Below are 25,320 nucleotides of genomic sequence, written 5' to 3' on the forward strand. Positions count from 1 at the left end.
TGCTAGGGCAGAGCGCCAAAAGTGCACGGGTGACGGGGCTGTGACCTTGCCCTCTCCGTGGTTGTGACCTGAGCCTCCCGAGGGGGAAGTGGCCTGATTCGTGCGGTCAGCGCGTGCCCTCGGCGAGCCTCGGCACGAGCGCGCTCAGGGCCTCGCGCTGGTCCGCTCCGATGACGTGGGCGAACGCCTCCCCGACCGTCTCGGCGAGGGTGGCGGAGGCGTCCTCGAGGAGGCTCCGGGCCTTGTCGGTGAGGGCGACCTCGATGCCCCGCCGGTCCTCGCAGACGGCCTTTCGGGTGACCAGGCCGGCGTGCTGGAGGCAGGCGATCTGGTAGGTGAGGCGGGTCTTGGGGCGGCCCAGCAGCTCGGCGATCCGGGTCATCCGCAGGCCCTCGCGCGGCTGCTCGGCCAGCAGGCACAGGATCAGGAACTCGTCGTGCGAGACGTCCAGGTTCTCCTTGACGACCGACCGCAGCCGCTGCTCCACCGCCCCGGTCGCGGCCAGCAGGAGCATCCAGGCGCGCAGCTCGTCCGGGAGCAGCCCGCCACCCGCCTGGGACGGGCATTCGGGCAGCTCTGCGGGGTGTTCCTGGGCGGCGGCCATGGCATCGAGTCTACCTGTTGTCCAAATTTGGATATTGGGCTAGCGTGCAGCCGTACCGCAGTCATCCAAATTTGAACCACTAGTCGATCGGAGCACGGCCATGACCGTCACCGTGGAAACCGGCCTCTGGCAGCTCGACCCGACCGCCTCCACCGTCGCCGTCCGGCACAAGTCGGTGTGGGGCCTGGTCACCGTCAAGGGCACCTTCACGGGCGTCACCGGCCGGGGCGAGGTCGCCGCCGACGGCAGCGCCACCGGCACGCTGGCGATCGACGCGGCCTCCCTGGACACCAAGAACAAGAAGCGCGACGACCATCTGCGCTCGGCCGACTTCTTCGACGCCGCCAACCACCCGGAGATCACCTTCGCGGTGCGCGGTGCCGAGCGGGGCGCGGGCGACGCGGTGCACGTCGACGGTCAGCTGACCGTCCGGGGCGTCAGCAGGCCGCAGCAGGTCACCGCGAAGCTGGTCTCGGCCGACGCGGACGGGCTGACGCTGGAGACCGAGTTCACGGTGGCGCGCGAGGAGTTCGGGGTCACCTTCAACCAGATGCACATGATGGGCGGCCCGACCACGGTGACCGCCACCCTGCGCTTCACCCGCGCGGCGGCCTGACCGACGGTGCCGGGCCCGTCCGGCCGAGCGTGACGTACTGGCTGGACAGGGTCTGCGGGTCCGCCGTGAAGGCGCGCAGCCGGATCCGGGTGCCCGGCTTGGCGGGAACGGCGAACCGGCCGTCCGGCGGCCGGAGTTCGACGCTCGCCGTGCCGTGCCCGGGAATCGTCGCGGGGCCCCCTGCCAGCAGCCAGTACCTGCTCATGCCCTGACCGGTGGTGAGCGTGTAGTGCGGGGTGAGCGGGGCGCTCCCGGTGTTCACCACCTTCAGCGTCATCGCCCGGACCACCGTGGCCGACCGCTCGGCCCGGCGCAGGGCGGTGATCTCCATCCGCAGTGGCGGCCCGCCCGACACCGCGAGGGCCGCGCTCACCAGCGCCGGGGTGAACAGCAGGGCGACCGTCGCGACCAGGACGGGCCGGCGGCGGGACCCGGTGAGGAAGGCCGGACGCGGCTGCCAGGCACGCTCGAACTCCGGCAGCGGCGCGGTGACTGCGGCGGCCAGCCACAGCGGGGTCATCAGCAGGTAGTAGCCGTCCTGGGAGCGGGTCGCCAGGAAGAAGGCGAGCCAGGGCAGCACGGTCGCGACCGGCCCGAGCCGCCGTACGAACAGCACGAACAGGGCGAGCAGGGCCGCCGCGAGCAGCATGCTGGCGTGCGAGTACCAGTCGATGCGGTCGCTGCCGTCGGTGAAGTACAGCGTGACGTCCACCAGGCCCTGGCCGTGCACCACGGCGCCCTGGGTCAGCGGCAGCGCGATCCCGCCCAGCCAGCGGCCGGGCTCGGACACGATGAAGTACGTGTTGATCAGCAGCCAGACCGTGACGGCGACGCCGGCGATCCGCAGCACCACCAGAGCGGCGGCCCGGCCGCCCAGCTCCCCGCGCCGCACCGCGTAGATCCCGGCCAGCAGGAACGGCGTCACGAACCACGGCAGTTGCTGTGCCGCGCAGGCCGCACCCAGGCACGCGGCCCGGCCGAGGCCGGCCGTGCCCAGCCGGCCGCCCGCACCGGTCCGCGGCCACCGCACCACCACCGGGATCAGCAGGGCCAGCCCGATGATCGCCGGGTAGCCGACCCGGGCGTACGTCGACAGGAAACCGAACCCCAGGCAGGCCAGCGTCGCCGCGGACCGCCACGGCGCCGGGAGCATCCGCCACAGCGTGATCGTGCCGGCGATCAGCGCGCCCGTGCACACCGCCGTCGCCGGGGTGCCGGAGTGGCCCAGCCACAGCAGCGGGACGGTCAGCAGCGGGGCGAGCGGGGGATAGCCGTAGGTGTAGTCGTAGCCGCCGCCTATGGTCGGCGTGAGGGCGATGCCCGTGCCGTGGAACAGCCAGGGCCAGGGCTGCCCGTAGACGGCGTGGCCGGCGACGAGTTCCCTGGCGGCCTGGGTGGTGAGGACGCCCTCGTCGCCGCCGTTGTGGTTCAGCGCCCAGGCGCACAGGGTGAGGGTCACCGCCGTGAGCAGGACCAGCAGGTCGAGGCGGGCCAGCGAGCGGGTCCTGCGGACCGTCAGGGTCAGTACGCCGGTCACCAGGATCGAGACGTAACAGACGGAGATCAGGGCCGCCAGGGCCAGGTGGTGCGTGGCCGCCTGCGTCCAGAACGAGCGGGTGCCGATGAACAGACCTATGTCGGCGAGGAGGGTCAGGACGCGATGCCAGGGTGCGGGGGCTCCGGGACCTTCGGGATCTCGGGTGTCCCCCGGGGCGGCGGACACCGCCGACTGTGTCCGCCGGTCGGGTGTCACCTGTTGTGTTTCTGCCAAGTGCACGCCTCGGACGCTAATCCCGGGCGGTGAGCGGGGCGTCGCAGGAGGAGAAGAGTCCGGTGTGAGGGCGGTAAGAAGCCCCCAATGCGCGGCAATTGCCCTAATAGTGACAAGATCCCCTCTTCCTCGCATGAGTGCCCACAGTCGTTCGCGCTTCGTGTCGCTGTTGGGCCGAACGGGTGACTTGGCGTAAGAATTGGCTGGTGCAGGCATCGAGTGCGAGTCAGGTCAGGGGGAGCCGGTGAGCCGTTACGACGTCACCGATGAACAGTGGGAGGGGCTCGCCCAGGTCGTACCGCTGCGGGGCCGGGACGCCTGGCCGTCGGCGGTGGGCCATCGGGCGCTGCCGGACGCGGAGACCGAGACGCGGCGCCGTTTCGTGGTGCTGCGGGTGAACGTCTTCGCCGACGCGCGCGAGGTCGCCGAGACGCTGATGGCCGGGATACCGGTCCTGCTCGATCTGACCGGCGCGGAGACGGAGACCGCCAAGCGGGTCCTCGACTTCAGCACCGGCGTCGTCTTCGGCCTCGCGAGCGGAATGCACCGGGTGGACCGCAACGTCTTCCTCCTCACCCCGCCCGGCACGGAGGTCAGCGGGCTGATGGAGGGAGCGGGGGTGTCGGGGGGCTGAGGCCCCGTCCGGCGGCAGGGTCACGCCACCCGACGCACGACCAACTCGCCGGAGACCGGGGAGGGGGCCCGGCCGGCGGACCTCTTCGCCCGAGGGGGTGGCGGTCGGCGCGTCGGCCATGGGGTGATGGCGCGCGCATCCCCCGATCGTAGGAAGGTCCCGTCGGCGGAACGGTTCACCGATCGTCCGGAGCCCTACGGTCCGCATATGGCCGTGCCCTCCGCCTCGCCCGCGTCCCGCCCCGTCCCGACCGCCGGTTCCGGCCCAGGCGACACACCGACACCGTCCGAAGCCGTGCCACCACCGGCACCACCGAGCGCCCCGACGCTCGCCGACGGCCCTGGACCCGAGCGCCCCCGAGGGCCCCGCCCCGCCACCCCCGCCGAACCGCGGGAGACGGTACCCCGCGCCCGGTCGGACCGCCGCGCGAAGCCGCCGGCCACGGGAACCGCCGGTCCGCCCACCGCGACATCGTCCGCCCGCCGGGCCGGTGCCTCCTCCGTCACGTCTGCGCCTGCCGCCGCGACATCGTCCGCCCGCCGGTCGGGTGCCTCGTCCGTCACGTCTGCGCCTGCCGCCGCGACATCGTCCGGCCGCCGGTCGGGTGCCTCGTCCGTCACGTCTGCGCCTGCCGCCGCGACATCGTCCGCCCGCCCGGCCGGCGTTCACTCCGTCGCTGCCGCTCCCACGGCGGCCTCCGTGGTCACCCCCCGGCGCGACCCGCGGCCCCGGGTCACCGAGCTTCGGCTCTCCGCTTTCGGGCGGCATCGGGGGGCGAGCTTTCCGCTGGGGCCGGTCACTCTCTTCGCCGGGCCCAGCGGCAGTGGGAAGTCCGCCGTGCTCGCGGCCTACGAGGCGCTGGCGCGGCTGGGGGGCGGGGCCTCGGTCGCGGAGGTGTTCCCCGATCCGGTGGCGCTGGTGCCGGAGCGGGCGCGGCCCGACGCGCAGCGGCGCCGGGGATTCCGGATCGGGTGTACGGTGGACGGCGCCGAGGGGCCCGTACGGCTCGATGTCGCCGTGCAGGCCGAGCCCGAACTCCGCATCGTCGGGGAGCGGTTGACCGCCGGCGGCCTCGTGCTGCTGGAGACCGCCCTGCGCGACCCCGGACGGCGGGCCGTGCAGGCCGCCTGGCACACGGCGGGCAGTTCCCCGGTGACCAGGGCCCCGCTGCCCGACGACCGGCTCGGCACCGCCCTGCTGCCGCTGCGCGTGGCCGGGAAGACCGACGGGCAGCGCCAGGTCCTCGCCGCCGCCGAGCAGATGGTCGTCGCCCTGCGGTCCGTGTTCGCCTGTGACCCGCGCCCCGAGGGTATGCGCGCCCCCGTCCTCACCGGCTCGGGGCGCCTGCTGCGCGGCTGCGACAACCTCGCCGACGTCCTGTGGCGCACCCGCTCCGAGTGCGGCCGCCGGCACGGACTGCTCGTCGACGCGGTGCGCACCGGCTGCGCCGGCCCCGTGACCGACCTGCTCGCCGAGCCGCTCGGCGACGGCACGGTACGGGCGCTGCTCGACCGCGGCGACGGCCACCGCTCGGAGCTGGCGCGGCTCGGCGACGGCGAGCTGCGCTATCTCGCCCTCGCCCTGGTCCTCTTCACCGGCCCCGGCGTCCTGGAGGTCGACGCACCCGGTGAGGTCCCCGACGCCATGCGCAGCCTCACCGTCCTCGCCGACGGCCCGGACCGCTGCCTCGACCCCCGCCAGCGCACCGAACTCCTGCGCACCGCCGCCCTGATGGGCGAACGCGGTCACATCCGCTTCGTCGGCGCGGTGAGCGACGCGACGTGGGCCGCCGAAGCCGGGGCGATCACAGTGGTACACCTGGACGCGTGAGCGAAGAAGAACCCCTCGATGTGGCGAAGCTCCAGCACCGGCTGGCCGAGTTCGCCGCCGCCCGTGACTGGCGGCAGTACCACACGCCCAAGAACCTGGTGGCCGCCCTCAGCGTCGAGGCCTCCGAACTGGTCGAGATCTTCCAGTGGTTGACCCCGGAGGAGTCCGCCCGGGTGATGGACGACCCCGACACCGCCCACAAGGTCACGGACGAGGTCGCCGACGTCCTGTCCTATCTGCTCCAGCTCTGCGGGGTCCTGGACATCGACCCGCTGGCCGCGCTGGCCGCGAAGATCGAGCGCAACGAGAAGCGGTTCCCGCCCGCCTGACGGAGGGTCATGGAGGGTCACGGGGGGAGTGCGGTACTCCGGTATAACGCTCGGTAGCCGGTAAGCCGCCCGAATCCGAATTGTTGTCCACAGATTTCCCCCTTCCTCTGGCTCCACGTCTCGCGCACCCTCACTCTGGGTAGTGAACTACTGAATGCTGCAAGGCAGTTCGGACCGACGGGGACGGGGCGACGGATGGACGCGATGCGGCTCATCGTGGCGAGCAGACGGGCGCTGGCGAGTGGTGCCGGCGCACCGGAGATGATGACCGAGGTGTGGCAGGCCCAGGCCCTGGCCCAGGCGATCGGCAGCCGGCTGGCCGTGTCCGGGCCGCCCGAGCTGCGCGGCGAGGCCCTCGGCCTGACCGAGCTGGCGGGCCGGGGCTGCGGGATTCTGGGCGCCCCTGACCTGGACCCCGGCACCCTGCGTGCCGCCCAGCTCACCGAACTGGACGACGCGCGTGCCACGCTTCTCTCCCTCGGCGGCCTCCTCGCCGAGGTCGGCATCACGCTGGTCGGCATGGCCAGCGCGGCGGCCGACGAGGCGACGTACTGGCAGTGCATGGAGGCCATCGACGCGGCCGACGAGTCCCGGGACCGGGTACTGGAGATGCTGCGCAAACTGGCGGCCAGAGAGGAAGTCCGCGACGGCTGACCCCCGGCACCGGCCTCGACGCGCAGGCGGCGGCCGGGGTGGTGGCCAAGTCCCGCCTGACGGCTAGTCGCTCGCGGCGCCGCGCGAACACTCCTGGGATTCGGAGGCGGCGAAGCCCGTCTCCTTGTGGAGGTCGGACAGATCCGCGTTCAGCGCCGCCATGAGTTCCTCCATCTGCTGGAGCAGCCCCTTCGGCCGGCCGGCGGGGCCACCCTGCTGGGAACGGACTCTTCGGACAAGACGGCCTCCTCGGCCCCCCGGCCCGCCGCCGGCGGGCCACGAACTGCGCGCGACGGCGAGGACCGTCCGGCGCGGGTGCCGGACGGCCCGGCTCCTCCCGGCAAACGATCACCGCGGAGGCCGGTCACTGGCCCGCCCCGCCGCACGCCCCGCCGTTGACGACATTCACCCTGGCGGGGACGCGCGCGACGGCCGGTGCCGGTGCGGTTGACGGGGCCGCGGCCGTGCAGGATGGACGCATGGACCTTCGCATCTTCACCGAGCCCCAGCAGGGCGCGAGCTACGACACCCTCCTCACCGTCGCCAAGGCGACCGAGGAGCTCGGCTTCGACGCCTTCTTCCGCTCCGACCACTACCTGAAGATGGGCGACGCGGACGGCCTGCCCGGCCCCACCGACGCCTGGATCACGCTGGCCGGGCTCGCCCGCGAGACCAAGCGGATCCGCCTGGGCACCCTGATGACCGCGGGCACCTTCCGGCTGCCCGGCGTGCTCGCCATCCAGGTCGCCCAGGTCGACCAGATGTCCGGCGGCCGTGTCGAACTCGGCCTCGGCGCGGGCTGGTTCGAGGAGGAGCACAAGGCGTACGGCATCCCCTTCCCGAAGGAGAAGTTCGGCCGTCTGGAGGAGCAGCTGGCGATCGTCACCGGGCTGTGGGAGACCAAGCTCGGCGAGACCTTCGACTTCCACGGCACCTACTACGACCTCACCGGCTCGCCCGCGCTGCCCAAGCCCGCCCAGGCGCGGATCCCGGTGCTGATCGGCGGCCACGGCGCCACCCGCACCCCGAAGCTGACCGCCCGGTACGCGGACGAGTTCAACATGCCGTTCGCCTCGGTCGAGGACAGCGCGGCCCAGTTCGGCCGGGTGCGTGCCGCCGCCGAGGCGGCCGGCCGCAAGGGCGACGACCTGACGTACTCCAACGCCCTCGTGGCCTGCGTCGGCAAGGACGACCAGGAGGTCGCCCGCCGTGCCGCCGCGATCGGCCGTGAGGTCGACGAGCTGAAGACGAACGGCCTGGCGGGTACCCCGGCGGAGGTCGTCGACAAGATCGGCCGCTATGCGGAGATCGGCGCGCGGCGCTTCTACCTCCAGATCCTCGACCTGTCCGACCTGGACCACCTGGAGCTGATCTCCGCCCAGGTCCAGTCGCAGCTGTCGTAACCGACCCGGGCCGCGCATCCGGTCAGCTGTGACGCGGCTGTGACCGGAACTATGGCTTCCACCACAGTCGTTCGGGGTCCGCCCTGATGAGGTGGCCGGATGCGCAGACCTCGCCCCCGTCTCCTCGCCCCCGCCGCCGCCCTTCTCCTGGCCACGGCATGCGGCGCGGAGCACGCGGACACCAACCGTGGCGCAGGCGCGGACGTCCCGGCACCCCGCGCCACCGTCACCGACCCGCCGGTGGACGGTGTACGGATCACCTCGGTCACCGTCCCCACCGCCTCCCCGACCCCGTCCGCCACACCGGGCCGGGTGCACGCGGACCCGCTGCCCGGGGCCGGTGACTCCGGCATCTCCGCCGCCTACCGGGTCAGCAACGACGGCGGCGAAGCCATGACCTACACCGTGCTCTTCGACTTCACGACGGACACCGGCGCTGTCATGGGCTCCCGGAAGGTGACCGTGCGCGGCGTCGAACCGGGCCGCAGCACCAGCGGAACCGTCGACCTGGGCGTGCTCGCCCCCGGTGCCTCCCCGGTGACCCGGGTGAAGGTCGCCGAGGTCAGAAAGGTCCCCGCCGGCGAGGCGCCGTCCCGGACGGGTGCCTGTCCCTCCTCGGGCGTGCGGCTGTGGGCCGACGACGGCGACGCCGCGATGGGCCTGCGCGTCGTCGGCCTCCACCTGGAGAACTGCGGAAAGCGGGACTATCCGCTAGACGGCTACCCGGAGCTGAGCCTCCTGGACGACAACCGCCGCCCCGTCGACGGCATACGCGTCCTGCACGGCGGCGCGGCCATCGCCTCGGGAACCGGCTTCGACGGTCCGCCCGTCCCGCTCGTCCTGAAACCCGGTGAGACCGCCCTCTCCGGCCTGATCTGGCGCAACACGACGCTGGCGGGCACACCGGTGAACGTGCCCTACGTCCGGGTCCTGGCGAAGCCGGGCGCCGCGCCCGTCATGGTGACCCCCGGCCTGGATCTCGGGACCACGGCGAAGCTCGCCGTCGGCGCGTGGCGGCGGGCCGACCGGTAACGCGGGCGAAAATCGGCGGCCCTTTACGGCGGCCGTCTGTACGTTGGAATCGCGCACAAGCGCACGACCAGCGCTTTCGCACTGTTTCCGGACCCTTTTCGAGGCGACCCACCGTGTTCCTGACGATCACCACCACCGGCACCCCCGAACGTCCCGCGACCGACCTCGGGTTCCTGCTGCACAAGCATCCCGACAACGCGCAGACGTTCTCGACCTCCTACGGCATCGCGCACGTCTTCTACCCCGAGGCGGATGCCGGGCGCTGCACTGCCGCGCTGCTCCTGGAGGTCGACGCGGTGGCGCTGGTCCGGCGCGGCAAGGGCAAGGGACGCGGCGGGGCACCCGACGCGGCGCTCGCGCAGTACGTCAACGACCGCCCGTACGCGGCCTCCTCGCTGCTGTCCGTGGCGATCGGCAACGTCTTCTCCAGCGCGATGCGCGGTGTGTGCCGGGCCCGTCCCGAAGCCCCGGAGCAGACCAGGCCGCTGCGCGTAGAGGTCCCGGCGCTGCCCGCACGGGGCGGCCCCGACCTGGTACGACGCCTCTTCGAGCCGCTCGGCTGGACGGTGACCGCCGAACCGGTCGCCCTGGACACCGCGTTCCCCGAGTGGGGCGACTCGCGGTACGTCGGTCTCGTCCTGGAGTCCGAGGCGCTGACCCTCGCCGAGGCGCTGCGCCACCTCTACGTCCTGCTCCCCGTCCTCGACGACGCCAAGCACTACTGGGTGTCCGCCGAGGAGGTCGACAAACTGCTGCGGGCCGGCGAGGGCTGGCTGCCCGGCCGCCCCGAGCAGAAGCTCATCACCACTCGCTATCTCTCCCGCCGCTGGTCGCTGACCCGGCAGGCGATGGAGCGGCTGGAGCTGGTGCGGCTCGCCGAGACCGACGACAGCGAGGTCGAGGAGATCGACAACGCGGTCGAGGAGGAGACGGAGGCGGAGGAGAAGCCGGCGCCGCTCGCGGTGCAGCGCCGGGCGGCGATCCTCGGCGCGCTGCGCCGGTCCGGCGCCGCCCGGGTTCTCGACCTCGGCTGCGGGCAGGGCCAGTTGGTGCAGGAGTTGCTGAAGGACCCCGCCTTCACCGAGATCGTCGGCGTCGACGTGTCGGTGCGCGCGCTCACCATCGCCGCACGCCGGCTCAAGCTGGACCGCATGGGTGAGCGGCAGGCGGCCCGCGTCAAGCTCTTCCAGGGCTCGCTCGCCTACACCGACCAGCGGCTCAAGGGGTACGACGCCGCCGTGCTCAGCGAGGTCGTCGAGCACCTCGACCTGCCCCGGCTGCCCGCCCTGGAGTACGCCGTGTTCGGCGCCGCCCGCCCGCGCACGGTCCTGGTGACCACGCCGAACGTCGAGTACAACGTCCGCTGGGAGACCCTCCCCGCCGGACACGTCCGACACGGCGACCACCGCTTCGAGTGGACCCGCGAGGAGTTCCGCTCCTGGGCCGCCCGGGTCGCCGAACGCCACGGCTACCAGGTCGAGTTCATCGCCGTGGGCCCGGACGACCCCGAGGTCGGGCCGCCCACCCAGATGGCTGTCTTCGAGATGAGCACAGCCGAGATGACCACGACCGGGACGACCACCACCGGGACGACCACCACCGCTCCCGCCGTGAAGGAGGCGAAGGCAGCATGACCGAGCAGACAGCTGGACGGGTCCTGCCCGTCACCGACCTCTCCCTGGTAGTCCTCGTCGGCGCCTCCGGCTCCGGCAAGTCCACCTTCGCGCGCCGCCACTTCAAGCCGACCGAGGTGATCTCCTCCGACTTCTGCCGGGGACTGGTCTCCGACGACGAGAACGACCAGGGCGCCACGAAGGACGCCTTCGACGTGCTGCACTACATCGTGGGCAAGCGCCTGGCGGCCGGCCGCCGTGCGGTCGTCGACGCGACCAGCGTGCAGCAGGAGTCCCGGCGCCGGCTGATCGACCTGGCCAGGCAGTACGACGTGCTGCCCATCGCCATCGTCCTGGACATCCCCGAGGAGGTGTGCGCCGAGCGCAACGCGGCCCGCGCCGACCGCGCCGACATGCCCCGCCGGGTCATCCAGCGCCACATCCGCGAACTCCGGCGTTCCCTCAGGCATCTGGAGCGCGAGGGCTTCCGCAAGGTGCACCTCCTGCGCGGGGTCGAGGAGGCCGAGTCGGCGACCGTCGTCACCGAGAAGCGCTTCAACGACCTGACCCACCTCACCGGACCCTTCGACATCGTCGGTGACATCCACGGCTGCGCCTCCGAACTGGAGGCCCTGCTCGGCAAGTTGGGCTACGCCGACGGCGTGCACCCCGACGGCCGTACCGCCGTGTTCGTCGGCGACCTCGTCGACCGCGGCCCGGACAGCCCGGGCGTGCTGCGCCGGGTGATGTCGATGGTGAAGGCGGGCAACGCCCTGTGCGTGCCCGGCAACCACGAGAACAAGTACGGGCGTCATCTCAAGGGCCGCAAGGTCCAGCACACCCATGGACTCGCCGAGACCATCGAGCAGATGGACGGCGAGAGCGAGGAGTTCACCCAGCAGGTACGGGAGTTCATCGACGGGTTGGTCAGCCACTACGTCCTCGACGGCGGGAAGCTGGTCGTCTGCCACGCCGGCCTGCCCGAGAAGTACCACGGCCGCACCTCCGGCCGGGTCCGCTCGCACGCGCTGTACGGCGACACCACCGGCGAGACCGACGAGTTCGGCCTCCCGGTGCGCTACCCCTGGGCCGAGGACTACCGGGGCCGGGCGGCCGTCGTCTACGGCCACACTCCGGTCCCGGAGGCGAGCTGGCTGAACAACACCATCTGCCTGGACACCGGCGCCGTCTTCGGCGGCAAGCTGACCGCGCTGCGCTGGCCGGAGCGGGAGCTGGTCGACGTACCGGCGGAGCGGGTCTGGTACGAGCCGGCCCGGCCACTGCGCGCCGAGGCGCCCGGCGGCCAGGACGGGCGCCCGCTCGACCTGGCGGACGTGCAGGGCCGGCGGGTCGTGGAGACCCGGTACCAGGGCCGGATCGCGGTCCGTGAGGAGAACGCGGCGGCCGCCCTGGAGGTGATGAGCCGCTTCGCGATCGACCCGGGTCTGCTGCCGTACCTGCCCCCGACGATGGCTCCCACCGCCACGAGTCACGTCGAGGGCTATCTGGAGCACCCGGCCGAGGCCTTCGCGCAGTACGCGCAGGACGGGGTCGCCCGGGTCGTGTGCGAGGAGAAGCACATGGGCTCGCGGGCGGTGGCCCTGGTGTGCCGGGACGCGGAGGTGGCACACCGGCGCTTCGGTGTCGCGCCCGGCCCCACCGGCTCCCTCTACACCCGCACCGGACGCCCGTTCCTCGACGACGAGTCGGTCACGGAGGAGATCCTCGGCCGGATCCGCGCCGCGGTCGACGCGGCCGGACTCTGGGACGAACTCGCCACCGACTGGCTCCTCCTCGACGCCGAACTGCTGCCCTGGTCGCTCAAGGCCGGCGGCCTGCTGCGCACCCAGTACGCGGCGGTGGGCGCCGCCTCCGGCGCGGTGTTCCCGGGCGCGCTGGCCGCCCTGGAGGGCGCCTCGGCGCGCGGTGTGGACGTCAGCGGGCTGCTCTCCCGGCAGCGTGGACGCGCAGCCGACGCCGCCGCGTTCACCGACGCCTACCGCCAGTACTGCTGGACCACCGAGGGCCTGGACGGGGTGCACCTGGCCCCCTTCCAGATCCTGGCGGTGCAGGGCCGCAGCCTCGCCGCGCTCCCGCACGACGAGCAACTCGCCCTCCTGGACCGGCTGGTGGAGAACGACCCGAGCGGCCTGCTCCGGACCACCCGGCGCCTGTACGTCGACACCGGGGACCCGGAGTCGGTGCGGACCGGTGTCGACTGGTGGCTGGAGATGACCGGCCGGGGCGGCGAGGGCATGGTCGTCAAGCCGCTCGGGGCGGTGGTGCGCGACCCGAAGGGCCGGCTGGTCCAGCCCGGGATCAAGTGCCGGGGCCGTGAGTACCTGCGGATCATCTACGGTCCCGAGTACACCCGCCCCGACAACCTGGCCCGGCTGCGCAACCGGTTCCTCAACCACAAGCGGTCCCTGGCGATCCGCGAGTACGCGCTGGGTCTGGAGGCCCTGGACCGCCTCGCGGAAGGCGAGCCGCTGTGGCGGATACACGAGGCGGTGTTCGGGGTGCTGGCCCTCGAGTCGGAGCCGGTCGACCCCCGGCTGTGAGGCCGGCCGGGACCGGGGTCAGCCGACCAGCCGGAGCCGGTGGGCGCAGGCTCCGACCCTCACCGTCTGCCCCCAGGTCAGCTCCAGGGCGTCGGTCTCGATGCCGTCGCCGAAGGCGATCAGCCGGTCCGACTCGACCGTGAGGGTCAGGGCCGCCGAGGCGGTGAGTTCACCGGCGACCAGGGAGGTCCCGGTCGCCGGTGACGGCCAGGCCTCCCGGACGAACCACAGCAGGCGGTCCTCGGTGGGGGAGGGCAGCGTCAGCCGGGCGCCCCGCTCCTGCCACACCGAACGCAGCCAGCCGGTGGCCCCCGTACCGGTGCCCACCAGCACCCCGGAGGAAGCCTGGGCCTCGACGACACCCCCGTCGTCCTCGAGGCCCAGGCGGTATCGGGCGGTCTGATGACCGGCGGTTCCCAGATAGATCTCGTTGAGCGCCACGAGCCGCTGGGTGTCGTCGGCCACCGCCTCGACCATCGTCAGCTCGTCGGCGCGCGTGGCCTCGAACGAGGCCAGCAGCAGGGCCGCATGCTCGGGCCGGTGCCGTACCAGCACACCGGGGTTGCGGCCGGGGTCGGTGTCGATGCCGATCACCGGCTGGCCGTCCAGGTACTTGGCCACGTTCGCCACCAGCCCGTCCTGGCCGACCACGACCACCACGTCCTCGGGCCCGAACAGGAAACGGTCCAGGTCGGCCCGCTCGACCCGGGCCTGGCGCCAGGTCAGCGGAATCGCCGAGGCCACCTCGGCCAGCGCCCGCCCGGTCCGGCGGTGCCGCTCGGCGACCTCCTCGATGTCCCGCCCGCGGGAGGAGAGGAAGAAGGCGGCCTGCCCGTGGGTCCCGTGGTGGGCCACCAACTCGTCGTACTCGGTGGTGCGGTGCACGAGCACCACCCGGGGCGCGAGGCTCATGCCGCCCCCTCCTGCACCCGCCCGAGCCGGGCGGCCCTCGGTGGGCCGGCGGGCCGGGGTGTGGCTGGTGCCGCGGTCCGGTGGGGGGCCGTGCTTTCGGTGTCCTTCTCGACGGGGGTTCGGCCGAGCGGGGCGGCGGGCCTCGGTGGGTCGGTCGGTCGGGGTGTCGCCGAGTCGGTGGCTGCGCGGTGTGTGTCGTCTCCTGACGGTGAGCTGTGGGCCGCGTTCACGCTCCCTCCGTCGAGCCCAGCTTCGCCAGCAGCCCCGTCAGCACGTCCGGCGACACGGTCACGCTGTCGATGCGCGGCAGGTTCTCGGCGAGCCGCGTGCCCGTGAGGGCGTGCAGCGTGGCCACGTCCACCTCGCCGTGCACCCGCAGCCAGGCCGCCTGTGCCGCGGCCCGGGCCTCGCCGGTCTCCCGGGCCCCCTCGGCCTCGGCCCGCGCGAGCGTGACCGCCCGGGCCGCCTCGGCCTCGCCCAGCTTCACGGACCGGGCCGCCTCCGCCTCCGCGAGCCGTACCGTGCGCGCCGCCTCGGCCTCCGCCAGCTTCACCGACCTCGCGGCCTCCGCCTCCGCGCGCACCGCGTCGGCCGCCGCGTGCTCCTCCGCCTCGCGCCGTGCGTTGGTGCCCCGCTGCTCGACCAACTGCTCCTCGCGGCGGGCCAGTTCGATCTGGCTGGCCAGCTCGTTCTCAGCGATCGCCCGCTCCCGCTCGACGGCCACCGCCCGCCGCTCGTAGGTGGCCCGGTCGGCCTCCTGCTGGATCTGCTCGCGGGCCGGGGTGCGCAGCGCCCGCTCCACCTCGGGTTCGGGCCGCAGCGCCATCACCCGCACGGCCACCACCTCGATCCCGGTGGCCGGCAGCCGGGGCTCCGCGCCGAGTCCCTCGGCGATCCGTTCCCGGACCGCCGCCACCCCGTCGACCAGCGCCGCCGCCAGCGGGGTGCGGGCCAGCACGGCCAGTGCGTGCTGCTGGGCCGTCTCGGTGAGCAGGGTGCCCAGCTGTTCCAGCGGGGTGCCGCGCCAGGCTCCGGTGTCGGGATCGATCGAGAAGTCGAGGCGGGCGGCCGCCAGCGCCGGGTCGCCGACGCGGTAGGTGACCGTCGCCTGCACCGACACGTCCTGGAAGTCGGCCGTACGGGCGTGGAAGGTCATCGCCAGCTCGCGGTCGTCGACCGGTATCTCGGAGATCGCCGCGGTGAGCGCGCGGAACCAGAAGCTGATGCCCGGTCCGTCGTGCAGGAGCTTCCCGCCGCGGTGATGTCTGATGTGCGCCGTCGGTGCCCCGCGCAGATGGCGCCGGCCCAGCCGCCGGGTGATGTCGGCCATGATGCCCCCCTCGTGATTTAGAGTCAGCATGACAATAATCCCGTCCGTTCCGCTTGTCGTCAAGAGGACGAGAACAAGAAACGGTCGACCTGGGGGTGAACCCGGTCCGCGATGGTCAGGATGGAGTCATGGGATTCCATGTCGACTCCGAAGCCGGGCGGCTGCGCCGCGTCATCCTGCACCGGCCGGATCTGGAGCTCAAAAGGCTCACCCCCAGCAACAAGGACGCCCTTCTCTTCGACGACCTCCTGTGGGTGCGCCGGGCCAGGGCCGAGCACGACGGTTTCGCGGACGTGCTCCGGGACCGCGGGGTCGCCGTCCATCTCTTCGGCGACCTGCTCACCGAGACGCTGGCGATCCCGGCTGCTCGCACCCTCGTCCTGGACCGGGTCTTCGACGAGAAGGAGTACGGCCCGCTCGCCACCGACCACCTGCGCGCCGCCTTCGAGAACCTGCCCGCGCCCCAGCTGGCCGAGGCGCTGGTCGGCGGCATGACCAAGCGGGAGTTCCTGGACGGGCACACGGAGCCCACCTCGGTCCGCTTCCACGTCATGGACCTCGACGACTTCCTCCTGGAACCGCTCCCCAACCACCTCTTCACCCGGGACACCTCCGCCTGGGTCTACGACGGCGTCTCCATCAACGCGATGCGCTGGCCGGCCCGGCAGCGCGAGACCGTGCACTTCGAGGCGATCTACCGGCACCACCCGCTCTTCCGTGGCGAAACGTTCCATGTCTGGTCGGAGGGACAGGCCGCCTATCCCTCCACCATCGAGGGCGGCGACGTCCTGGTGATCGGCAGCGGCGCGGTCCTGATCGGGATGAGCGAGCGCACCACCCCGCAGGCCGTGGAGATGCTCGCGCACAAGCTGTTCGCGGCGGGCTCCGCGCAGACGATCGTGGCCCTGGACATGCCGAAGCGGCGCGCCTTCATGCACCTCGACACGGTGATGACGATGGTCGACCGCGACACCTTCACCCAGTACGCCGGGCTCGGCATGCTCCGCTCGTACACCATCGAACCGGGCGCCGGCGAGAAGGAGCTCAAGGTCACCGATCATCCGCCGGAGCACATGCACCGCGCGATCGCCGCCGCCCTCGGCCTCAGCGAGATCCGGGTCCTCACCGCCACCCAGGACGTGCACGCGGCCGAGCGCGAGCAGTGGGACGACGGCTGCAACGTCCTCGCCGTCGAACCCGGTGTGGTCGTCGCCTACGAGCGCAACTCCACCACCAACACCCATCTGCGCAAGCAGGGCATCGAGGTGATCGAGATCCCGGGCAGCGAACTGGGCCGGGGGCGGGGCGGGCCGCGCTGCATGAGCTGCCCGGTGGAGCGGGACGCCGTGTGAGGGCCACAAGGCGAGTGAGGACCATAGGACGATCTCGACAGGTGGCTGTATAGAAATGTGTCACGTCGTATAGACTTCCAAAAGTCCCCGCGTCGACCTCTACTGCTGGAGCGCCCCCATGGCGACAGTCCCGACCGCCCTCGCCGGCCGCCACTTCCTCAAGGAGCTGGACTTCACCCAGGAGGAGTTCCGCGGGCTGGTCGGGCTGGCCGCCGAGCTGAAGGCGGCCAAGAAGGCCGGGGCCGAGACGCAGTACCTGCGCGGCAAGAACATCGCGCTGGTCTTCGAGAAGACCTCCACCCGCACCCGCTGCGCCTTCGAGGTGGCCGCCGCCGACCAGGGGGCCGTCACCACCTACCTCGACCCGGCCGGTTCGCAGATCGGGCACAAGGAGTCGGTGAAGGACACCGCCCGGGTCCTCGGCCGGATGTTCGACGCCATCGAGTACCGCGGGCACGGGCAGGGTGTCGTGGAGGAGCTGGCCGCGTTCGCCGGGGTGCCCGTCTACAACGGCCTCACCGACGAGTGGCACCCCACCCAGATGCTCGCCGACGTGCTCACCATGACCGAGCACAGCGACAAGCCGCTCACCGGGATGGCCTTCGCCTACCTCGGCGACGCCCGCTACAACATGGGCAACTCCTACCTCGTCACCGGCGCCCTGCTCGGCATGGACGTGCGGATCGTGGCGCCCCGGCTGCTGTGGCCGGACGGCACCATCGTCGAGCTGGCCGAGCGGCTCGCCGAGGCGTCCGGCGCCCGCATCACGCTCACCGAGGACGTCAAGGAGGGCGTACGCGGCGCCGACTTCGTCGCCACCGACGTATGGGTGTCGATGGGCGAGCCCAAGGAGGTCTGGGACGAGCGGATCGCCCTGCTCGGTCCCTACGCCGTGACCATGGACGTGCTGCGCGCCAGCGGCAACCCCGACGTCAAGTTCCTGCACTGCCTGCCGGCCTTCCACGACCTGGGCACCGACATCGGCCGGGAGATCTTCGAGCGCCATGGACTGACCGAGCTGGAGGTCACCGACGAGGTGTTCGAGTCCGAGCACTCGGTCGTCTTCGACGAGGCCGAGAACCGGATGCACACCATCAAGGCGGTGCTGGTGGCCACGCTCGGCTGACCGCCGCCGTAACGCTCAGGCCTCACCAGGCCTTATTCTTTCCGGCGGCCCGGCCCACCCCTGCCGCGGCCGCCACGGCGACCGACCCGGATCGCACCCGCACCACCAGAAACGAGCACCACCCGCATGCCCCGCATCAAGTCCCCCCACCTGCTGGTCGCCGAATCCGGCGCCGACCGCGCGGGCCACGGCCTCCGCCGCACCATGGGCCTCTTCCAGCTGATCTGCTTCGGCATCGGCGCGATCGTCGGCACCGGCATCTTCGTCGGGCTCTCCGACTCGGTCGCCCAGGCCGGTCCGGCCGTCGTCGTCTCGTTCGTCCTCGCCGCGATCACCTGCGTCTTCACCGCCCTCTCCTTCGCCGAGCTGGGCGGCGCCATCCCGGTCTCCGGATCGTCGTACTCCTTCGCCTACGCCGGTCTCGGCGAGACCACGGCCTTCCTGGTCGGCTGGTGCCTGCTGCTGGAGTACGGCGTCTCGATCTCGGCCGTCGCGGTCGGCTGGAGCCAGTACGTCAACGAACTGCTGCACAGCCTCACCGGCCTCCAGCTCCCGCACGCCCTGTCCGCGGGCCCCGGCGACGGCGGGATCGTCAACCTCCCCGCCGTGATCGTCATCGCGATGGCCGCCGTGCTGCTGGTGCGCGGGGTCCGGGAGAGCGCCCGGGCGACCGCCGCGATGGCGGCCGTGAAGCTCGTCATCCTGGTCGCCTTCTGCGTGATCGGCTTCAGCGCCTTCAAGGACGGCAACCTCGTGCCGTTCTCCCCGGCCGGGCTCGGCGGCATCGGCGCCGGCACCACCGCCGCGTTCTTCTCCTACATCGGCTTCGACGCGATCACCACGGCCGGCGAGGAGGCGAAGAACCCGCGCCGGGACATCCCGGTCGCGATCCTCGTCTGCATGGGCGTGGTCACGCTGCTCTACTGCGCGGTCGCGCTGGCCGCGACCGGCGCCATCGGCGGCGCCGAGGTGGCCGGGCGTCCCGCGGCCCTGTCCTACGTCGTCAACCAGGTCACCGGGTCCACGATCGGCGGCGGTGTGATCGCCTTCGGCGCGGTCGTCGCCATCGCCTCCGTCGTCCTCGCGGTGATGTACGGCCAGACCCGCATCCTCATGTCCATGTCCCGGGACGGGCTGATCCCGCGCGTCTTCGAGAAGGTCTCCCCGAAGACCGCCACCCCGGTCGCCGGGACCCTGATCGTCGCGGGCGTCTTCGCGCTGCCGGCGGCCTTCGCCTCGCTGGACGCGGTGATGAACCTGTGCACCATCGGCACCCTCGCGATCATGGCGGTGGTGAACATCGCGGTGATCGCCCTGCGCCGTCGCGAACCGTCCCTCGCCCGCACCTTCCGGGTGCCGCTCTACCCGGCCGTACCGCTGCTGGGCGTCGGTTTCTGCCTGTACCTGATGTACGAGACCGGGTGGGCGACCTGGATCCAGTTCGCCGTCTTCCTGGTCGTGGGCCTGCTGGTCTACGTCGGCTACGGGCGCCGGAAATCCACGCTGGCCGTTGCTGCGAGCGACGCGGTCACGCCGGACGCCACTGACGCGGTACTACAGGAAGCCTGAACCACACCGCCTTGCCGGACTCGGTGGGGCGGTGCCCGCAGGACGCGCTGAGGGCGCGGATCAGCAGCAGACCGCGCCCGCCCTCGTCCATGGGATCGGGCTCCTCGATCACCGGACGGGTCAGGTGGCCCGGCGGCGCCGGGTCCGGGTCGTGCACCTCGACCTTGCAGCCGCCCGGCATCAGCTCGACCACCAGCTCTATCGGCCCCTTGCCGGCGGTGTGCTCGACGGCGTTGGCGACCAGTTCCGCGGTGAGCAGCTCGGCGGTGTCGGGGTCCGCCGGGTGGTCGGCCTCCTCCATCGCCGAACGCACCAGGGCACGGGCGACCGGCACGGCCGCGACGGTGTGCGGCAGCGCGATGCGCCAGGAGGCGGCGGCGGAAGGTGGTTCGTACACGGCGATTCCGTTCATGGCGCAGGCGATCACTGCTTGTCCTGCTTTCAACTGTAGGAATGGTACGGGTCCCGTCCCAGAGCCTGTCGGCGGGCCCCGGGCGCGTCCTCCGGCCCGACAACGGACTGCTTACCCCGGCCGGCGGGCCGTCCTGCACGCCCGCCCGCTCTGTTACCGCCTTATTGACGCGCCGTGACCTTGTGACCGTCTCGAACGCGCGGAGCCCCCGGCGGGTGCCGGGGGCTCCACGACGGAGAAGGGATCAGGCGAAGTCGACCATCCCCGCGGTCAGCGTCGCGCCGTCCGCCGGATCGATCAGGATGAACGCCCCGGTGCGCCGGGAGACCGCGTAGGCGTCCAGCGGCACCGGCTCGGCGCTGCGCAGGGTGATCCGGCCCAGGTCGTCGGCGGTGAGCTCGTGTAATGAACATTTCACAATCGGCGGTCGGCTCGCCGGTCCGTTCACAGCCCGACGAAGGCACCGCCCGGGTCCCGCAGCCGCTGGTGCAACGCCCGGAAGACGGCGGCCGAACGGGTGCCCGGCCAGTCGGCGGGCAGCAGGCTCGTCGGCAGTCCGGGGTCGGTGTACGGCAGATGGCGCCAGGAGTCCAGGGCGAGCAGATAGTCGTGGTAGGCGCCCTCGGGCGGAGTGTCCGTCCGGTGCTCCCAGCCGCGCAGCACCGGCTCGTGGTCGTCGAGGAACTGCTCGTGCGCTTTGGCGATCGCTGTCAGGTCCCACCAACGGGCGACCGCCTCGGTGGTGGGCGCGAACCCGAGATGGTCGCCGCGGAAGAAGTCCACGTACGGATCGAGGCCGAGCCGGCGCAGGGTGTGCCGGGTCTCCTCGAACAGCCGGGCCGGGGCGATCCACACGCCGGGGGCGGCCGTGCCGAAGCCGAGTCCGGCGAGCCGGGAGCGCAGCACGTGCCGCTTCTGGCGTTCCGACTCGGGCACCGAGAACACCGCGAGCACCCAGCCCGCGTCCTCCGGCGGTGCCGCCGCGTACACCCGGCGGTCGCCGTCGTCCAGCAACTGGCGGGCCTCGGGGGAGAGTTCGTAGCCGGCGGCGCCCTGCGCGGTACGGGCCGGCGCCAGCAGGCCGCGCCGTTTGAGCCGGGACACCGACGACCGTACGGAAGGGGCGTCCACGCCGACGGCGGCCAGCAGCCGGATCAGCTCGGCGACGGGCACCGGGCCGGGCAGGAAGCGGCCGTACGCACCGTAGAGCGTGACGATGAGGGACCTCGGGGCGTGTTGCTCGGACACGTTGATCATTTTAGGTCCCCGGCATCGCTGCTGGTCACCTCAGGTACGCGCCTGAACATGAGTCAGGATTCCGGGAGGGGACCGGCGGGGCGTCCGAGGAGCCGCCGGAGCTCTGTCCGCGCCCTCCCCGCGGCGGGTCAGGCGGCGACGGCGAGCCGGTCGGCCGGGCCGCGGCGCGGCTCGGTCACGCTGCCGTCGGGGCGCAGCTCGCCGGTGTCGTCGAAGACGATCGCCCCGTCGCACAACAGGGTCCAGCCCTGCTCGGGGTGGGCGGCCACGACGTGCGGGAGGCCGCGGTCGGCCGTCGCGCTCGGGAACTGGTGGGAACACATGGCGCACCTCCACGGGTCTGCCTCCGGCGCGGTCGCCGACCGGCATGACCAGACCATGCTCCTGCCGTGAACGCCACGGAACCTCCTGCCGCGACCTGTGACAACACACGGACAACTCCCGGACGCTCCCACGACGGTCGCCGCGCGCCCGGGACGGCAGGCGGCGCAGCCGCGCGGTTCCTTGCCGTGTGGTGGGACGCGCCACCGAAGGGGTGATGGTCACGCTTCCCGGGCCGGGCGCCCGGTATCCAGGGCATGCCCCACACCACGACCTGGGAAGGATGTCATGCACCTACGCCCTGTCCTCGCCGCGGCCCTCGGTTCCGCCGCGCTGCTCTGCGTCGCCGCCGCCCCCGCGACCGCCGCCCCCTCCGAGTCCGTCACCGTCGACCCCACCGGCCGTCTCGCCGACGACGGCACGGTCACCCTCTCCGGCACCTACACCTGCACCGATGCCACGGGGCCGGTGTTCGTCAGCTCGTCGGTCAGCCAGAAGTCGCCGAACTACCGCCACGGCGTCGGCGGCACCCGGGCCGTGTGCGACGGCGCCGAGCACCACTGGAAGAACACCGGCAAGGTGACGTCGGAGAAGCTGAAGCCCGGTGCGGTCCATGTGGAGGCCACGATCATGGAACTGCGCCCCCAGGGCGGCCTGCCGTTGCCCTCCTTCCACGCCGTCCAGCAGCAGGACGTGACCCTCGACAAGGGCTGAGGCGCGGCCCCGGGCGGCCCGGCACCCCGGCGGTGCCGGGCCGGATCACCAGACGGATCACCGGGTCAGCAGCTTCCGCAGCGCGGACGTGACCTCGTCCGGTGCCTCCTCCGCCATGAAGTGCCCGCAGTCCACCGTGTGGTGGTCCAGGTCCGGTGCCCAGGCCCGCCACAGCGCGGCCGCGTCGTAGCCGAGGGCGGCGCCCCAGTCCTGCTGGAGCACGGTCACCGGCATGCCCAGCACGGTCCCGGCGGCCCGGTCGGCCCGGTCGTGCTCGGTGTCGATGCCGGCCGAGGCCCGGTAGTCGGCCACGATCGAGGGCACCGCCGCCCGGCAGGCCGCGAGATAGGCGGCGCGGACGTCGGCGGGGATCGCCGAGGGGTCCCGGGTCCACAGGTCGAGGAAGTGACCGAAGAAGAGGTCCGGGGCGGCGCCGATCAACTGCTCGGGCAGGCCCGGGGGCTGGGCCATCAGGTAGAGATGGAAGGCGACGGCGGCGGTGCTGCCGTGCAGCACCTCCCACATGTCCAGGGTGGGCAGTACGTCGAGGAGGGCCAGGTGCGTGACGGTGTCCGGATGGTCCAGGCCGGCCCGGAACGCCACCAGCGCGCCCCGGTCGTGCCCGGCCAGCGCGAAGCTCTGGTGGCCGAGGGCGCGGGCCAGCGCCACCACGTCGGCGGCCATGGTCCGCTTCGCGTACGTCAGCCCGTGCGCGTCGGCGGGCTTGTCACTGGCGCCGTAGCCGCGCAGGTCGGGGCAGATCACCGTGTGGTCGGCGGCGAGGTCGGCGGCCACCCGCCGCCACATCAGGTGGGTCTGCGGGAAACCGTGCAGCAGGACGACCGGACGGCCGGTGCCACCGACGGACGCGTGCAGGGAGACGCCGTCGACGACCGGGACACGGCGTGTTGTGAAACCGGGGATGTTCATGCCCCGAGACTCCCGCCCCCGGATCAGCAACGAATCAGCACTTGCCGTGGGGCCGGGTCCGGCGTGGGGCCGGGTTTCGGCGTGGGGCCGGGGTCCGGCGTGGGGCCGGGGTTCGGCGTGGGGCCGGGAGTCGCCTTGGGCCGGGGATCCGGCGTGGGCCGGGAACTACCGTGGGCCGAGGATCCGGCGTGTGGTGGGATCGGGCGGGGGCGGCAGCCGACGGGGCCGGGACCTGCCGTGGGCGGGCGTGTGGTGGGACCTGGCACGGGCCGGATCCGGCGTGGGGTGGGATCTACCGTGGGGCGGGTGAGGATGGAGCAGGTCGTTTTCGGGGTGCTCGGGAACGTGACGGCCGAGCGTGTCGGTGTTCCGCTCGCTCTGAAGGGCCCCCGGCACCGCGCCGTGCTGGCCCGGCTGATCGTGGCCCGCAGAAGGGTCGTGCCGGTGGCCCGTCTGGTCGCCGACCTCTGGGACGAGCCGCCGCCCACCGCCGTCGGTACCGTCCGCACCTTCGTCGGCGACCTGCGCCGCGCCCTCGAACCCGACCGCCCGCCCCGCACCCCGGCCCGGCTGCTCGTCACCGAGGGACCCGGTTACGCCCTGCGCGCGGAAGCGGAGGCGGTGGACGCCTGGCGGTTCGAGACGGCCGTGGAGAGCGCCGTACAGGAGGAGCCCGCGCAGGCCGCCCGGCGGCTCCGGGAGGCGCTGGAGCTGTGGCGGGGGCCGGCCTACGCCGAGTTCGCCGACGAGCCGTGGTGCGGGGGCGAGCGGGCCCGGCTGGCCGAGCTGCGGCTCCGGGCCGTCGAGCAGCGGGCCGAGGCACTGCTCACCGGGGGCCGGGCGGCCGAGGCGGTGCCCGATCTGGACGCCCACCTCACCGGGCACCCGTGGCGCGAGGAGGGCTGGCGGCTGCTGGCGCTCGCGCTCTACCGGACCGGCCGCCAGGGCGACGCCCTCGCGGTGCTGCGCCGGGCCCGCGCGACCCTCGCCGACCAGCTGGGACTCGACCCCGGCCCGGCGCTGCGGCGGCTGGAGGCCGGCATCCTCGCGCAGGACCCCGGCCTGGACGCGGCACGGGAGACCGCGGCGGCACGGGTATGGTCCCGGACGGCCGAGGCGTACGACCGTACCGTCGCCGCGGGCGCCCGGGCCCGGCTCGAATCGACCGTCGGCCTGCTGCGCACGCTCGCGGTGACCGGCTCCGGCGGACTGGCCGCCGCCCGCGAACACCGTCTCGCGGCGATCACCGCGGCCGAGGAGTCCGGCGACCCGGAACTGGCGGCGAGGGTCATCGGCGCCTACGACGTCCCGGCGATCTGGACCCGCTCCGACGACCCGGCGGCCGCCCGCCGCGTGGTCGAGGCCGCCGAACGCGCACTCGCCCGGCTGCCCGCGGCCCCGGCCCGGGACACCGCCCGCTGCCGGCTGCTCGCCACGGTCGCCCTGGAGTCACGCGGCACCCGAGCGGCCCGTGCCGCCGAGGCCGCCGTCGAAGCGGAACACCTGGCCCGCGGCCTGGACGATCCGGCGCTGCTCGCCTTCGCCCTCAACGGCGTCTTCATGCAGTCCTGCACCCGGGCCGGCCTCGCCCCGCGCCGGGACGCCCTCGGCACCGAACTGATCGCCCTGTCCACCCGGCACGGCCTGGTCACCTACGAGGTGCTCGGCCATCTGATCCGGGTGCAGGCCCGCGCGGGCCTCGCCGACCTCGCCACCGCCGACGCACACGCCGAGGCGGCCGACCGGCTGGCCGACCGTCATGAACTGCCGCTGGTCCAGGTGTTCACGGACGGGTACCGGGCGCTGCGGCTGGCCGCGACCGGGCAGCCGGAGCGCGCCGAGGCCGCCTACCGCGAGGTCGACCGGCTGCTGGACGGGCCGGGCATGCCGGGAGTGCGCGCCGGGCTGCTTCCGCTCGCGCTGCTCTGCCTGCGCCTGGCCGGGCGGCCGTACGGCATCCGTGCGGCCCTCGGCCCGGACGCCGACTGGGGGCCGTACCTCCCCTGGATCCGGCCGGGGCTCGCGCTGGCCGCCGACGGCGAGGGGGCGGCCCGCGAAGCGCTGCACGGGCTGCCCGAGCCTCCTGCCGACCTGGTGCAGGAGGCGCTGTGGTGTGTCGTGGCGGCCGTCGCCCTGGCGGTCGGCGACAGCCGGGCCCTGCGCCGCTGCCAGGACGGGCTGCGCCCGGCCGCCGGCCAACTCGCCGGCGCGGGCAGCGGGCTGGTGACGGCCGGACCGGTCGACGTCTGGCTTGCGGCGATCTCGAAAGCTCTGCCCTAGGCGGCCGGCCACGGACCCCTCACCCCTCACCCCGCACCGGGAACTGCGCACCCCCCACCGGGAACTGCGC

General features: G+C 73.0%; 22 protein-coding genes and 1 pseudogene. 14 read left to right on the top strand and 9 right to left on the bottom strand.

Features of this window, described 5'->3' with window-relative positions:
- Nucleotides 1–106: 106 nt before the first annotated feature.
- Entirely contained in the window at nucleotides 107–604 is a 498-nt protein-coding gene (locus ACWDGI_RS40275; RefSeq protein ID WP_450767949.1) for a MarR family winged helix-turn-helix transcriptional regulator, read from the bottom strand.
- Between the two features lie 100 nt (nucleotides 605–704).
- Here ACWDGI_RS40275 and ACWDGI_RS40280 point away from each other — a divergent pair, with 100 nt between their 5' ends.
- Nucleotides 705–1,220 (top strand): YceI family protein, encoded by a 516-nt coding sequence (locus ACWDGI_RS40280; protein WP_450767951.1) that lies wholly within the window; start codon nucleotides 705–707, stop codon nucleotides 1,218–1,220.
- On the opposite strand, the gene ACWDGI_RS40285 is transcribed toward ACWDGI_RS40280, so the two are convergent.
- On the bottom strand, nucleotides 1,201–2,943 hold the full coding sequence (locus tag ACWDGI_RS40285) for a hypothetical protein (RefSeq protein ID WP_450768009.1): 1,743 nt from the start codon (nucleotides 2,941–2,943) through the stop codon (nucleotides 1,201–1,203). The two genes, ACWDGI_RS40280 and ACWDGI_RS40285, sit on opposite strands and share 20 nt — an antisense overlap.
- Nucleotides 2,944–3,235: 292 nt before the next feature.
- Here ACWDGI_RS40285 and ACWDGI_RS40290 point away from each other — a divergent pair, with 292 nt between their 5' ends.
- From ACWDGI_RS40290 to ACWDGI_RS40325, 8 genes are all read left to right on the top strand, one after another.
- On the top strand, nucleotides 3,236–3,625 hold the full coding sequence (locus tag ACWDGI_RS40290) for a cell division protein SepF (RefSeq protein WP_360488923.1): 390 nt from the start codon (nucleotides 3,236–3,238) through the stop codon (nucleotides 3,623–3,625).
- 699 nt (nucleotides 3,626–4,324) lie between these two features.
- Nucleotides 4,325–5,455: an ATP-binding protein gene (locus ACWDGI_RS40295; protein WP_450767953.1), complete on the top strand. Its 1,131-nt coding sequence runs from the start codon at nucleotides 4,325–4,327 to the stop codon at nucleotides 5,453–5,455.
- The gene (locus ACWDGI_RS40300) at nucleotides 5,452–5,784 is read left to right on the top strand and encodes a nucleotide pyrophosphohydrolase (protein WP_450767955.1); all 333 of its coding nucleotides are present in this window, start codon (nucleotides 5,452–5,454) and stop codon (nucleotides 5,782–5,784) included. Before ACWDGI_RS40295 ends, ACWDGI_RS40300 begins: the two co-directional genes overlap by 4 nt.
- Nucleotides 5,785–5,979: 195 nt before the next feature.
- On the top strand, nucleotides 5,980–6,438 hold the full coding sequence (locus ACWDGI_RS40305; protein ID WP_360488929.1) for a DUF6099 family protein: 459 nt from the start codon (nucleotides 5,980–5,982) through the stop codon (nucleotides 6,436–6,438).
- A gap of 479 nt (nucleotides 6,439–6,917) precedes the next feature.
- Nucleotides 6,918–7,841 (top strand): LLM class F420-dependent oxidoreductase, encoded by a 924-nt coding sequence (locus ACWDGI_RS40310; RefSeq protein WP_450767957.1) that lies wholly within the window; start codon nucleotides 6,918–6,920, stop codon nucleotides 7,839–7,841.
- A gap of 99 nt (nucleotides 7,842–7,940) precedes the next feature.
- A complete protein-coding gene (locus ACWDGI_RS40315; RefSeq protein ID WP_450767959.1) occupies nucleotides 7,941–8,873 on the top strand; it encodes a DUF4232 domain-containing protein in 933 nt (310 codons plus the stop codon).
- Nucleotides 8,874–8,986: 113 nt separating this feature from the next.
- Nucleotides 8,987–10,507 carry a 3' terminal RNA ribose 2'-O-methyltransferase Hen1 gene (locus tag ACWDGI_RS40320; RefSeq protein ID WP_450767961.1) on the top strand — a complete coding sequence of 507 codons (1,521 nt, stop codon included), beginning with the start codon at nucleotides 8,987–8,989 and terminating at the stop codon, nucleotides 10,505–10,507.
- Nucleotides 10,504–13,047, top strand: coding sequence for a polynucleotide kinase-phosphatase (locus ACWDGI_RS40325; protein WP_450767963.1), 2,544 nt, complete (start codon nucleotides 10,504–10,506; stop codon nucleotides 13,045–13,047). The genes ACWDGI_RS40320 and ACWDGI_RS40325 overlap by 4 nt, the downstream gene beginning before the upstream one ends.
- A gap of 18 nt (nucleotides 13,048–13,065) precedes the next feature.
- Here the strand turns inward: ACWDGI_RS40325 and ACWDGI_RS40330 are convergent, their stop codons facing one another.
- Together ACWDGI_RS40330 and ACWDGI_RS40335 are read right to left on the bottom strand one after the other, a co-directional pair.
- Nucleotides 13,066–13,959, bottom strand: a complete 894-nt coding sequence (locus ACWDGI_RS40330; RefSeq protein ID WP_450767965.1) for a hypothetical protein — start codon at nucleotides 13,957–13,959, stop codon at nucleotides 13,066–13,068.
- A gap of 226 nt (nucleotides 13,960–14,185) precedes the next feature.
- Nucleotides 14,186–15,289 carry an SPFH domain-containing protein gene (locus ACWDGI_RS40335; protein WP_450767967.1) on the bottom strand — a complete coding sequence of 368 codons (1,104 nt, stop codon included), beginning with the start codon at nucleotides 15,287–15,289 and terminating at the stop codon, nucleotides 14,186–14,188.
- 128 nt (nucleotides 15,290–15,417) lie between these two features.
- Between ACWDGI_RS40335 and ACWDGI_RS40340 the strand changes: the two genes are divergently transcribed.
- The 3 genes from ACWDGI_RS40340 to ACWDGI_RS40350 all read left to right on the top strand — a co-directional run bounded on the left by ACWDGI_RS40340 (nucleotide 15,418) and on the right by ACWDGI_RS40350 (nucleotide 19,336).
- Nucleotides 15,418–16,641 (top strand): arginine deiminase, encoded by a 1,224-nt coding sequence (locus ACWDGI_RS40340; RefSeq protein WP_450767969.1) that lies wholly within the window; start codon nucleotides 15,418–15,420, stop codon nucleotides 16,639–16,641.
- Nucleotides 16,642–16,759: 118 nt separating this feature from the next.
- Nucleotides 16,760–17,767, top strand: a complete 1,008-nt coding sequence (gene argF / locus ACWDGI_RS40345) for an ornithine carbamoyltransferase (RefSeq protein ID WP_450767971.1) — start codon at nucleotides 16,760–16,762, stop codon at nucleotides 17,765–17,767.
- A 126-nt stretch (nucleotides 17,768–17,893) separates the two neighbouring features.
- Complete coding sequence (locus ACWDGI_RS40350) at nucleotides 17,894–19,336, top strand: amino acid permease (RefSeq protein ID WP_450767973.1); 1,443 nt, start codon at nucleotides 17,894–17,896, stop codon at nucleotides 19,334–19,336.
- On the opposite strand, the gene ACWDGI_RS40355 is transcribed toward ACWDGI_RS40350, so the two are convergent.
- The 4 genes and pseudogenes from ACWDGI_RS40355 to ACWDGI_RS40370 all read right to left on the bottom strand — a co-directional run bounded on the left by ACWDGI_RS40355 (nucleotide 19,296) and on the right by ACWDGI_RS40370 (nucleotide 21,328).
- Entirely contained in the window at nucleotides 19,296–19,748 is a 453-nt protein-coding gene (locus ACWDGI_RS40355) for an ATP-binding protein (protein ID WP_360488946.1), read from the bottom strand. The two genes, ACWDGI_RS40350 and ACWDGI_RS40355, sit on opposite strands and share 41 nt — an antisense overlap.
- Before the next feature lie 244 nt (nucleotides 19,749–19,992).
- A pseudogene (locus tag ACWDGI_RS40360) lies at nucleotides 19,993–20,148 on the bottom strand (elongation factor 1-alpha C-terminal domain-related protein); the annotation flags it as partial.
- A 44-nt stretch (nucleotides 20,149–20,192) separates the two neighbouring features.
- Entirely contained in the window at nucleotides 20,193–21,005 is an 813-nt protein-coding gene (locus ACWDGI_RS40365) for a PaaX family transcriptional regulator (RefSeq protein ID WP_450767975.1), read from the bottom strand.
- Between the two features lie 128 nt (nucleotides 21,006–21,133).
- On the bottom strand, nucleotides 21,134–21,328 hold the full coding sequence (locus ACWDGI_RS40370) for a DUF5999 family protein (RefSeq protein ID WP_450767977.1): 195 nt from the start codon (nucleotides 21,326–21,328) through the stop codon (nucleotides 21,134–21,136).
- A gap of 286 nt (nucleotides 21,329–21,614) precedes the next feature.
- On the opposite strand from ACWDGI_RS40370, the gene ACWDGI_RS40375 reads away from it, so the two are divergent.
- Nucleotides 21,615–22,040 carry a DUF6299 family protein gene (locus tag ACWDGI_RS40375; protein ID WP_450767979.1) on the top strand — a complete coding sequence of 142 codons (426 nt, stop codon included), beginning with the start codon at nucleotides 21,615–21,617 and terminating at the stop codon, nucleotides 22,038–22,040.
- A 57-nt stretch (nucleotides 22,041–22,097) separates the two neighbouring features.
- Here the strand turns inward: ACWDGI_RS40375 and ACWDGI_RS40380 are convergent, their stop codons facing one another.
- Entirely contained in the window at nucleotides 22,098–22,970 is an 873-nt protein-coding gene (locus ACWDGI_RS40380) for an alpha/beta fold hydrolase (protein WP_450767981.1), read from the bottom strand.
- Between the two features lie 312 nt (nucleotides 22,971–23,282).
- Between ACWDGI_RS40380 and ACWDGI_RS40385 the strand changes: the two genes are divergently transcribed.
- Complete coding sequence (locus ACWDGI_RS40385) at nucleotides 23,283–25,250, top strand: BTAD domain-containing putative transcriptional regulator (RefSeq protein WP_450767983.1); 1,968 nt, start codon at nucleotides 23,283–23,285, stop codon at nucleotides 25,248–25,250.
- Nucleotides 25,251–25,320 lie beyond the last annotated feature (70 nt).

The sequence above is a fragment of the Streptomyces sp. NPDC001220 genome (assembly GCF_053597895.1).